We start from the raw sequence: 11508 nt of genomic DNA, 5'->3' as shown, positions 1-11508 counted from the left end.
CGCGCCTTCTTGCATCCGAGAAGCATCATACGGTTCTGAGGCCGTAGCCAGTTCGTACATCGCCTGACCAGCAGCGCCGCTTCCGTCATGGGTCGCTCATTCGGCAGCGCGCCGCCTTGTCGGTACGCAACTATTTGCTCCGGCAATTAGGTCGCCCAACGCGATAGGGCTACGTGGCAAGCTGGAAGGCGATCCTCCCAATAAGACCGGTTCGTTCTGCGCTGCGATTATACACTCTGAACTGCGCGCCCTGGGCTTCGGCCAGGGTGTGAACGATCGCCAGGCCGAGGCCGGAGCCGGATGCTCGGGTTGAAGCGGCGCGGAAGAAGCGGTCGGTGAGGTGGGGGAGCGTGGCTTCGTCGACGCCTTGGCCGTGATCCCAGACGCACACCGCACCCGTCATCTGCACATGCACGATTACAGGCGGTGCGCCGTGATGGAAGGCGTTGTCGATCAGGTTGAGGATCTGTTCGTTGATGAGGTCCTCGGCGCCGAGGACGGTGACCGGTTCGGCCGGAAGACGAAGGCGCAGGGCCCCGTCAGGAACGCTGCGGCGCTCACCGGCGGCCTGACAGGCGCGACGGGCGGCGCGGCCCAGGTCGGCTGAGGACGAGATCCGCGCGCCGTCGGCGCGTGCCGTGGACAGCAGTTGCCCGACGAGGCGCGTCATGCCGCTGACGGCGTCGCGAGAATCGGCGATCAGCCGTCGCTCCTGATCCGTCCAGGGACGGGATGATCCTGCGAGAAGGTCGAGATTGGCGGAGACCACCGACAGCGGCGTGCGCAGTTGGTGCGAGGCGTCGGCCGCGAACCGCTGAATGCCGGAGGTCGAGGTCTCCAGCCGCGCGAGCAGATGGTTGAAGGCGTTCAGGACCGGCCAGAACTCGCGCGGCGCCAGATCGACATTGGTCGGGGCGAAGTTCGCCGAGGGGCTTGGGCGTCGCGTCAGGTCGTCGATCAGGCGTTTCAGCGAATTCAGGCCCCATTGCAGGGCCGGCCAGATCAGAAGGGCGGCGAGCACGACCAGAAGGCCGGGGAGAAGCAGCATGCTGCGGTAAAGCTCGCGCAGGCTGGCGCGGCGGGAGTCCAGGCTCTGGGCGACCGAAACGCGGACGGGGGCGTCGCGGCCGGGAATGACCAGCGTCTGTTGAGCCATCCGCACCGCAACGCCCCTGACGGACAGGTCCGCGAACACCGGCCGGTCCGCTTGCGCCTGCGGGAGGTTGGGCAGTTCTGGATAGCCGGTGACGAGCCGATCGCCTTCGCGGACGCTGTAGAAGACGGCGTCACGTTCGGGGCCGTCCAGCAAGGCCAGAGCCCAGGGTTCCACGTTTACTGTGATGCGATCGTCGGTGGCCGACACAGTCTCGCGGATCGTTTGCAGCGCGCCGGCCAACAACCGGTCTGCATTGCTCGCCACCACCCGCTGGGCCGTCCAGGCGCCAACCGCCAGAACGACGACGGCAAAGATCGCCAGCGGAACCACCTGTGCGATCAACAGGCGTATGACCAGGCTGTGGGAACGGGCATGCCGGGCGCGGCTCATGGATCGAGACGATACCCACGGCCGCGAATATTGGTCACCGCGGGGCCATCCGGCTGAAGCTTGCGCCGCAGCCGTCCGACGTGGATTTCCAGCGCGTTGAGGGACGGCGCCTCGTCCTGCGGAAAGACCTCGGCGGCCAGAAGATCGCGGTCCACGACCTGTCCCGGCCGGGACGCCAGGACGCGCAGAGCCGCCCATTCGCGGGGGCGCAAGGCCAGGTCGCGGTCGTTGACCAGGGCGCGGCCCGTGCGCCAATCGCAGAAGAGGGTCCCGACCACCACCGCGCCGGCGGCCTGTCCCTGACGTCGGCGCACGATGGCGCGAAGGCGAGCGACCAGTTCCGACGGGGCAAACGGCTTGACCAGATAGTCGTCGGCCCCGAGGTCCAGGCCCGCGACGCGGTCGCCGAGGGCGTCGCGCGCCGTCAACATCAGGACCGGCGTCGAAGATCCCCGCCGCCTCAGGGTTCGGAGCACTTCGAAGCCGTCGATGTCGGGCAGGCCGATGTCCAGGATGGCGGCGTCGAAGATCTCGGCGCTTTCGAGCTGCAAGGCCTGTTCGCCGCTGTCGATACAGCTTGCCTCGAACCCCGCCTCGTGAAGACTGGCTTCGAGCGAATGCCGCAGCGCCTTGTCATCTTCGACGACGAGTATTCTCATGGCGACGGAACGGGGCGACGGATCATGCGCGACACCATAACCAGAAAGCCGGAGCGGTGAAGACGGATCGACGACATCTGCTGATGGGTCTGGCGGGAGGCCTGGCGGGATTGGGCGCCGCCGGCTGTTCGTCGGAGCCGGAGGGGGCGGGCACGGCGCGGCGCGTGCGCTGGCTGGCGCGCCGTGAAGGGGCGCTGCACATCCTGACGAACACCAGCCTGATGGGGCCGGTGCTGGAGGCCTTTCGTCGTCGCTGGCCCGGGATCAGCGTGCATCTGGAAGACATAAACTCGACGCGGATCGCCGAACAGGTTCGGACGCTTGCGGACGCAGGGCAGGATGGGCCGGACCTGGTCTGGAGCACGGCCATGGACGTGCAGGTCAAGCTGATCAACGACGGCTATGCCCAGGCCTATAAGTCACCGCATCGTGCAGCGATGCCCGACGGGTCGGTGTGGCGCGATCAGGGGTATGGGCTGACCGCCGAGCCGATCGTGTTCGCCTATAACCGAGGCCAGCTTGCGGGTGATGCGGTGCCGCGCAATCACGCGGATCTGCTTCGGTTGCTGAAGGCTCGCCCGGATCTCTTCGGCGGTCGCGTCACCCTCTACGACGCCGAACGCAGCGGTGTGGCCCTGATGCAGTTGTCTGCGGACGTGCAGATCTATCCCGACGCCTGGCCATTGATGGAGGCGCTGGGCGCGCAGCGTCCGCGACTGGACACCTCGGGGCAGAGGATGATGGGCCAGATCGCCGATGGGCGGATGGTGTTCGCCTATAATATGAACCAATCCTACGGTGCGTCCTGGGCCGAGCGTGTTCCTCAGATCGGGCTGATCACGCCCGACGATTATCATCTGTCTGTGTCGCGAGTGGCCTTAATTCCTCGCAACGCCGCGCACCCGAACGCGGCGCGACTGTTTCTGGACTTTCTGCTGTCGCGCGAAGGACAACGGGTGATCGGCGCATTGGGGGTTCGGCCGGTGCGCGACGATGTCGATGCGCCGTTGCGACCCGCGTCGCCCGGCGTTCGGCCCATTCGGGTCGGGCCGGCCTTGCTGGCCAATCTGGATCAGGCGCGGCGTGCGACCCTGCTGACGCGGTGGGACGCCGCGATGCGTCTAGGCGTCAGGGCGCCCTCGGATCCTGCCGCGCCCTGAGCGTTCCTGTGGATAAGTCCACAAAGTCCGAAACCCGCCTTTCTGTCACGCCGCCGTCACTGCCGTACGAGGTGCCTATGGAGAGTAGCCGTAAGTGACCCCACTTGATCCTGAAGAGCAATGAAATGCGAAGGGAGCGCTTCATGCTGCAATAAAATTGCGGTTTTCACCTATTTGACACCGAGGCGGGGGTCGATCTTACTCAGCTTCAGCAAGGCGGGAGAGATCGGCTCCGGCCGACGCCGAAGGCGCAACCGCCCCGGAAACGCTCAGGCAAACGGACCGTCTTGCTGAAGGAACGCTGGAGAGAAGGACGGGTCCGGGGGATCCGGCCTCGCCGAAGGAGAAACGGGTCGCAAGGCCCCGAAGCTCTCAGGCCTGATGACAGCGGGGGCGAAACGACGCCGCAGAGCGTCGCTCGCGTCAGACACCCCTGGGGAGGGGCGTCATCTTTATGAGGACCATCGCCTTGTCTCGTCTCAACCGCCATCTGACCACCTGCTGCAGCGCCATCGCTCTGCTTTCGTGCGCCGGCATCGCTCACGCACAGGACGCCCAAACCGCTCAAGAGGCCGCCGCCTCGGTGGACGACATCGTCGTCACCGCGTCCCGGATCGACCGGGCCGGCTTCCAGGCGCCCACGCCCACCATCCATCTGACGGCCGAGGATCTTTCGGTCGGCGCGCGCCAGAACATCGCCGCCGCGCTGAACGACATGCCCCAGTTCAAGGCCAGCAGCTCGCCCCAGACGACCGGCACCAACACCGGCGCGGGCAATGCGCCGGTCGATCTGCGCGGCCTGGGGATCAACCGCACGCTGGTCCTGATCGACGGGCGCCGGGCGGCGAGCGAGAACGACCTGAACAGCATTCCGTCCGTTCTGGTGAAGAGCGTTGACGTCGTCACCGGCGGCGCATCCGCCGCCTGGGGTTCGGGCGCTGTCGCCGGCGTGGTCAACATCGGCATCGACCGCTTCTTCACGGGCGGCAAGCTGGGCGCCGAATACGGCATCTCGTCCTTCGACGACGCCGAACAGCAGCGTTTCGAAGCCGCATGGGGCACGCCGTTTGCCGACGGACGCGGTCATTTCGTCATCGGCGGTGAATATCTGGACAATGACGGCGTGGTGCCTAAGACCTCGCGCCCGGCCATCGGTCGCTGGGCCCAAGTCTCGAACGGCGCCGGCGGGTTCGTCACCGTTCCCAACGTCGGCTTCTCGAACGCGGCGTACGGCGGTCTGATCATGTCCGGCGTGAACGCTGGCAAGGTGTTCAACCCTGACGGCACGCTGCGTCCCTTCAACTATGGCACGGTGGTCGGCACGAATACGGTCGGCGGCGAGGGACCGTCGAACGACGACCTCAGCCCCCTGGTCACGCCCCAGCGTCGCTACACCGGTCTGGCCAGCGCCACCTACGAGCTTTCCGACAAGCTCCGCTTGACGGCCGACGTTCGTCACTCGCGGATGTGGAACAACTACATCTGGTTCGGCGATCACAATCGCGGCAATCTGACGATCAAGAACGACAACGCCTTCCTGTCCACGGCGATCAAGCAGCAGATGGCGGCGGCGGGCCAGACCTCGTTCACCATGGGTCGCTTCAACTCCGACCTGTCCTATTCGACCATCGACTTCGAACGGGTCACGACCCAGGCGACCATCGCCCTGGACGGCGAGTTCGGCGACAGCTGGCGGTGGGGCGCCTACTACAGCCATGGCGAATACGAGAACAATATCGACACGCCCGGCTTCCTGCTGACCACCAACTACGCCCAGGCGGTCGACTCGGTCATCAGCCCCGTCACCAATCAGCCCGTCTGCCGCGTGACCCTGACCAACGCCAACTCCGGCTGCGTGCCCATCAACCTGTTCGGCCTGGGCGCGCCGTCTCAGGAAGCCATCGACTACGTCACCGGCACGCCCCAGCAGCGCACGACCACCAAGCTGGACGTCGCCGGCGTCAGCCTGCGCGGCGAGCCCTTCAGCCTGCCGGCGGGCGATGTCTCGATCGCCGTCGGTCTGGAGGCCCGCAAGGAGCAGACCGATCAGCGCGTGGGTGAACTGGACGCCGCCAAGGCGTTCCAGACCTTCAGCTTCTCGGCCATGTCGGGCGAGTTCACCGTCAAGGAAGCCTTCGGCGAAATCCTGGTGCCGATCGTTCGCGACCTGCCGGTTCTGAACAATCTCGAATTCAACGCCGCAGCGCGTATCTCTGACTATGACACCACGGGCTCGATCTGGTCGTGGAAGGTCGGCGCGACTAACGAGTTCTTCCCCGGTTTCCGGGGTCGGATCACCCAGTCGCGGGACATCCGTTCGGCCAACCTGACCGAGCTCTATACCACCACCACGACCGGCTATAACAACATCAACGACCCGTTGAAGGGACAGACTGTCTACACGCTGAACAACGGCGGCGGTAACCCGAATCTGGCGCCGGAAACGGCGGATACCCTGACGCTGGGACTGACCTATTCGCCGCCGTCGATCCACGGCCTGAACATGTCGGTCGACTATTACAACATCAAGATCGACGACGTGATCACAACGATCGCCCCTCAGGATCTGGTCAGCCGCTGCTTCAACGGCAACACCACCCTGTGCGCTAATGTGGACCGTGACGCCTCGGGCAATCTGATCCGCACCCGGTCCACCTATGTGAACCTTGCCGAGTATCAGACCGACGGCATCGACGCCGAAGTCTCCTATTCGTCGCCGGCGGACCTGTGGGTTCCGGGCGCAACCGGACGGGTGAAGATGCGCCTGGTCGGGACCTGGGTGAACAGCCTCACGACGGACGACGGCATCTCCGAGATCGAATACGTCAAGTCGCAGGGTTACGCCTTCGGCCTCGGCGTGCCGGAACTGCGGGTCAACGCCAGCCTGGGCTGGCAGGGCGAGGTGTTCGGCGCAAACCTGCGCGCCCGCCACATCTCGGAAGGCGTCTACAACAGCACCGTCAAGATCGTGAACAACGACATCGACGCCTTCACCTACGTCGATCTGGGGCTGACGGCCGACCTGGCCCACTACGGCGCCGACGGCGTCGAGCTCTACGCCAATGCGACCAACCTGTTCGACAAGTCTCCGCCGGATGGTTCGCTCTTCTCTCCGTACTACGACGTCGTCGGTCGGTACGTCACGGTAGGCGCGCGTTACCGCTTCTAGTTCGGGTAGCGCGCTCCCGGTCGCCGGCTTCGTTCTCCCGATCGGGAGCCGGCGACCCTTTCTTCCCCCCCTCCCCCCCAGTTCACGGTCCGAATGATGATTTCTCGTCTCCCGCTGGCCCTCGCGCTCGCCTTGTCCGCAGCGCCCGCCGCCTTCGCCGAAGCGCCGAAGCCGGCCGCGATCGTGGCCGATGGCCTGCCGGCGGTGCCGGACGATCTGGTCGCCGCGACCCAGCCCTATCTTCAGGCCCGTCGGGCCGCCTTCATGGGGTGGAACGCTGCAGACCGGTCCATGCTGGTCAAGACCCGGTTCGGCGCCACGGACCAACTCCATGTCGTTGCATCGCCCGACGGCGCCCGGACCCAGATCAGCTTCGAGGCGGAGCCGATCGTGGGCGGCGCCTTCTCGCCTTCCGGCCAGAACCTGCTAGTCCAGAAGGACAATGGCGGGGACGAATTCTATCAACTCTACACCCTGTCCGGCGGCCGCCTGACCCGCATCACCGACGGCAAGAGCCGCAACTGGTTCGGCGCCTGGAGCCCGGATGGCAAGCGGGTCGGCTATGCCTCGTCGCGGCGCAACGGCGCGGACATGGACCTGTATGTCATCGATCCTGAAAATCCTTCGACCGACCGTCTGGTGGCGCAGGTGTCCGGCGGCGGCTGGAACATCGCCGACTTCTCCAAGGATGGGACAAAGGCCCTGGTCCTGAACCGGATGTCGATCAACAACGCCGTGGTCTATGAGTTGGACCTGGCGTCCGGCCGCATGACGCCGCTGACCGATCCGGCGGCGCAGGTTTCCTATGTCGATCCCAAATATGCGGCCGACGGCACGGTCTGGGCGACGTCGAACAAGGACAGCGACTTCCTTCGCCTGGGGCGGATCAGGCAGGGCGGTTTCGCGCCCGTGAGCACCGAGACCCGGTGGGATGTCAGCGACTACGCCTTGGCGCCGGACGGCAGCTTCGTCGCCTATGCGGTGAACGAGGCGGGGATCTCGCGGCTCAAGGTCATGGATGTCGCCACGGGCGCGGTGCGTGTCGTCTCCGGCCTGCCGGACGGCGTCATCCCCTACAGCATCGGCCCGTCCATCGACATCGCACCGTGGGGGGCTATCGGGCTGAGCCTGTCGTCCGCCCGCGTGTCAGGCGACGCCTTCTCAATCGATCCGAAGACCCTGGCGGTCACCCAATGGACTCACAGCGAGACCGGCGGCCTGGACCCCGCGATCAACATCGAGCCCAGGCTGGTGGAGGTGAAGAGCTTCGACGGCGAGACCGTGTCCGGCTTCCTCTATCAACCCGATCCGACCAAATTCCCCGGCAAGCGTCCGCTGATCGTCGACATCCACGGCGGACCGGAAGGCCAGACCCGTCCCGATTTCCTGGGCTCTCAGAACTATCTGCTGAACGAGCTGGGCGTGGCGATCTTCTTCCCCAACGTGCGCGGGTCCTCGGGCTACGGCACGCGCTTCGTCAACCTGGACAACGGCCCGTTCCAGCGTGAGAATTCGGTCAAGGATATCGGCGCCTTCCTCGACGCGCTGGAGGTCAATCCTGAGCTGGACGCCGCGCGTTTCGCCGTCACCGGCGTCTCGTACGGCGGCTACATGTGCTACGCCACGGCCGTGCATTACAGCGACCGGCTGAAGGGGGCGAACTGCTACGTCGCCATCTCCAACTTCGTCACCTTCCTGGAAAACACCCAGTCGTATCGCCGCGACCTGCGACGCGTCGAATACGGCGACGAGCGTGATCCGGCGCAGCGTGCGCAACTGCAGGCCATCTCGCCCCTGACCAGCGTGGACAAGATCACCATCCCGCTGCTGGTGGCGACGGGCGGCAACGATCCACGCGTGCCCGCCTCCGAAGCCGACCAGATCGTCAGCGCGGTCCGCAGCAACGGCGGCACGGCCTGGCACCTGCTGGCGCAGAACGAGGGTCACGGTTTCCACAAGAAGGAGAACGAGGACTATTATTTCTGGACCAGCCTGTTGTTCTGGAAACAGACCCTGCTGGGCGACGCCGCGCGCTGAGCCCTGACCGTCGCCGTTCAGAAGATATCCCATGCCCTTCAAACGCATCGTCGCGGCGAGCGCGGTTTCGGCCGCGCTCCTTGCGGCGCCCGTGATGGCGCAGACCCGCACGCCGGTTCACACCGACCATCACGTCCACGTCCATTCGCCTACAATTCTGGAGATACTACTGGCCTATTGCAGCAGTCCGGGGCGTATCGGCACCTGCGATCCGGCCTTCGTCGAGCCGCTGACGGCCGATGATCTGCTGGCGGACATGGACGAGGCGGGCGTTCAGACGGCCTGGATGATGTCCACGGCCTATCTGGCCGAAAGCCCGATGATGGTTCCCGCGCTGGCCGACGCCGCGACGCGGGTTCACGACGCCAACGCCTTCACCGTCGCCACGGCGGCGGCGCACCCTGGGCGTCTGGTCGCCTTCGTCTCGGTCAATCCGCTGACGCCGGATGCTGTGGCCGAAATCGAGGCGTGGAAGAATGATCCCTACGCCAAGGGATTGAAGCTGCACCTGACCAACTCGGGCGTCGATCTGCGCAATCCCGAGCACATCCGTCGCCTGGCGGCCGTCTTCGAGGCCGCATCGGACGCCCGGCTGACCATCATGATCCACATGCGCACCCGGGCCGAAGACTATGGCGCGCGCGACGTCCGCATCTTCGTCGAACAGGTCCTGCCCCACGCTCGCAACATCTCGGTCGTCATCGCCCATTCCGGCGGCTGGGGCGGGCTGGACGCGAACACCTGGGACGCGCTTGAGGCGTTTCGACACGTCCTGGCAGATCGGCCTGACACACCCCCCAACCTCTCCTTCGACCTGGCCCAGGTCTTCCACGCCGATACGTCGCCGCAAGACCGGGCGCGACTGGTCGAGGTCATGAGAAGCATCGGCGTCGCGCGTTTCGTAGCGGGTTCCGACTGGCCGTTCTCCGGCTCGCTGCACGGCTATCTGAACGACGCCATGAGACAGTTGCCGTTGTCGTCACGGGAAGAGAAAGCGTTACGGCAGCGACGCATTGCGGTGAGATGATGGTGCGTAAGCGAAGTTGCCGGCGGACTAATTCAAATATCCCAGGCGCATTTCAGCTGACAGCTGACAGCTGACAGGGGAGGGAACCCTCGACCCCGTTAATGCCAGAGTTCATCGTCCGCTGCTGGCGCATCGGAGCCTCTGAAGGGGCGTATTGTGAAAGGGGGCGTTGATCGTGGAAGGTGGTCATGAGCCAGCCCGATCTGGTCCGTCTACCTCGCAAGACCTGGAACCCTTGTCGAATGCAGGAACGAAGGCTCCCCTGAAGCCTAAACACATTTGGGCGATCTGACAGGATCTCAAGTCGCTCGGATCGATCAGGGCCCTTGGCGATGTTCAACATCACGCTGAACAAGCTCAGAGGCTGTGATCTGGTGAAGCTCCGGCTGGCGGATGTCGCCCAAGACGGAGCCATTCATCAGCGCTCGACGATCATCCAGCAAAAAACCGGTCGCCCTGTGCCGTTCGAGCTTCACGCCGCCTGTCGGGGAGATCGAGCGGGTCCGGGTGGTGCGCGGGCCGATGTCGTCCCGGTACGGGTCGGACGCCCTGGGTGGGGTCATCAACATCATCACCAAGAAGGTGCCTTTGCGCTGGGGCGGATCGGTCGGCGCCGACTATGTGTCCCAGGAGAACGGCGACAGCGCCGACTGGTATCAGGGGCAGTTCTATCTGGCCGGACCGGTCGTCGCCGAGAAACCGGGGCTGCAGTTCTGGGCGCGCACCAATGCCGTCTATGTGACAAACAAGGCGCGGGGCCTGCCGCGCAGCGCCCCGGCCGTGACGCAAGTCCCCGTCGATCCAGCAGGCGACACCGTCACCCTGATCCGGCCCTGATCTAATTGTCGCTTCACTAATCTGACGTGGTTCGCGCCGACGCCTCGAAAAGGCGTCGGCGTCCTGCGTTTCAGAGGACGTCGTGGATCATCACCTGAATTTGGCCGCGCGCAGGGTTCGACGCGCGCGCGGACCTGCCACATCTCGGCCAGGACGGCGGGGGTGACCGCTTCGGTCGGCGTACCCTCGATCTTCACCTAACCGTCGGCCAGGACCACGATCCGGTCCGAGACGCGGGCGGCGGCCTGCAGGGCTTGCAGGACCATGACCACCACGGCCTGGCGTTCACGAGCATAGGCGCGCGCCAGGCTGAACACCTCCAACTGGTGTCGAAGGTCCAGCGCGCTGGTCGGCTCATCCAGCAACGCACGCAGGGTTCGCGCACCATGGCCTGGGCCAGACCTGCGATCTGGCGCTGGCCGCCCGAAAGACGGTCCAGACGCATCAGGGCCAGATTGATCGCCCCGACCCGCTCAAGTGCGGCGAGGGTGCGCACCTCCGCATGGGCCGATCCGGCGGCGGAAGGCGAGGCCTCCAGGGGTTGCAGCGCCACGTCGGACAGGATGGTCCGGTCGCCGTAGCGGGCGGTCAGATGGTGGACGGTCAGGCTCATCGCCGCGCTCCGCTGCGGAAGATCAGGAACAGGAAGGCGGGCACGCCGATGACGGCGGTCACCACCCCGACCGGCAGCAGGGCGCCGGGGACGAGGATTTTGGACGCGGCCGAGGCCAGGGACATCAGCAGGGCGCTGCTCAGCACGCTGGCGGGAAGATAGAGCCGGTGATCCTCGCCGACGAGCAGCCGCGCGATGTGCGGCCCGACCAGCCGACGAAGCCGATGACCCCGACGAAAGCCACGGCGGCGGCGGACAGCAGCCTGGCGCGCAACAGAGAGAAGAAGCGCAACCGCCCCACATCGACCCCGGCGCTCAGCGCCCGGTCCTCGCCCAGCCGAAGGGCCGTCAAGGCGCGAGCGGCCATCCACGAGAAGGGCATGGTCACGGCCACGATGGCCGCCTGCACCGCGACGAAACCTATGGAGACTTGGGTGAGAAAAGGCGGAAGCAGCGCAAT

8 protein-coding genes, 1 pseudogene and 1 riboswitch are annotated in these 11508 nt (G+C 65.7%); of the genes and pseudogenes, 5 read left to right on the top strand and 4 right to left on the bottom strand.

Translation table 11 applies throughout. The annotated features are described in order from the left end of the window. Positions 1-169: 169 nt before the first annotated feature. Together AC3ISA_RS02940 and AC3ISA_RS02935 are read right to left on the bottom strand one after the other, a co-directional pair. Positions 170-1546: a sensor histidine kinase gene (locus AC3ISA_RS02940; protein WP_489179273.1), complete on the bottom strand. Its 1377-nt coding sequence runs from the start codon at positions 1544-1546 to the stop codon at positions 170-172. Continuing rightward, complete coding sequence (locus AC3ISA_RS02935; protein WP_489179272.1) at positions 1543-2205, bottom strand: response regulator transcription factor; 663 nt, start codon at positions 2203-2205, stop codon at positions 1543-1545. The genes AC3ISA_RS02940 and AC3ISA_RS02935 overlap by 4 nt, the downstream gene beginning before the upstream one ends. Before the next feature lie 56 nt (positions 2206-2261). On the opposite strand from AC3ISA_RS02935, the gene AC3ISA_RS02930 reads away from it, so the two are divergent. The 5 genes from AC3ISA_RS02930 to AC3ISA_RS02910 all read left to right on the top strand — a co-directional run bounded on the left by AC3ISA_RS02930 (position 2262) and on the right by AC3ISA_RS02910 (position 10435). Next, a complete protein-coding gene (locus AC3ISA_RS02930) occupies positions 2262-3365 on the top strand; it encodes an ABC transporter substrate-binding protein (RefSeq protein WP_489179271.1) in 1104 nt (367 codons plus the stop codon). Positions 3366-3572: 207 nt separating this feature from the next. After that, a riboswitch (glycine riboswitch) is annotated at positions 3573-3660 on the top strand. Between the two features lie 174 nt (positions 3661-3834). Next, positions 3835-6534 carry a TonB-dependent receptor domain-containing protein gene (locus AC3ISA_RS02925; protein WP_489179270.1) on the top strand — a complete coding sequence of 900 codons (2700 nt, stop codon included), beginning with the start codon at positions 3835-3837 and terminating at the stop codon, positions 6532-6534. Between the two features lie 93 nt (positions 6535-6627). Continuing rightward, on the top strand, positions 6628-8571 hold the full coding sequence (locus AC3ISA_RS02920) for a prolyl oligopeptidase family serine peptidase (protein WP_489179269.1): 1944 nt from the start codon (positions 6628-6630) through the stop codon (positions 8569-8571). A gap of 31 nt (positions 8572-8602) precedes the next feature. Beyond that, entirely contained in the window at positions 8603-9598 is a 996-nt protein-coding gene (locus AC3ISA_RS02915) for an amidohydrolase family protein (protein WP_489179268.1), read from the top strand. 393 nt (positions 9599-9991) lie between these two features. After that, entirely contained in the window at positions 9992-10435 is a 444-nt protein-coding gene (locus AC3ISA_RS02910) for a TonB-dependent receptor plug domain-containing protein (RefSeq protein ID WP_489179267.1), read from the top strand. Positions 10436-10628: 193 nt separating this feature from the next. On the opposite strand, the gene AC3ISA_RS02905 is transcribed toward AC3ISA_RS02910, so the two are convergent. Then, on the bottom strand, positions 10629-11048 hold the full coding sequence (locus tag AC3ISA_RS02905; protein WP_489179266.1) for a P-loop NTPase family protein: 420 nt from the start codon (positions 11046-11048) through the stop codon (positions 10629-10631). Beyond that, positions 11045-11430 (bottom strand): annotated as a pseudogene (locus AC3ISA_RS02900) (FecCD family ABC transporter permease). The gene AC3ISA_RS02905 and the pseudogene AC3ISA_RS02900 overlap by 4 nt, the downstream one beginning before the upstream one ends. Between the last annotated feature and the right edge of the window lie 78 nt (positions 11431-11508).

Source organism: Brevundimonas sp. KH_058 (assembly GCF_057838505.1).
The sequence above is the reverse complement of the archived record's forward strand: the minus strand, read 5'-3'. Positions and strand labels throughout refer to the sequence as shown.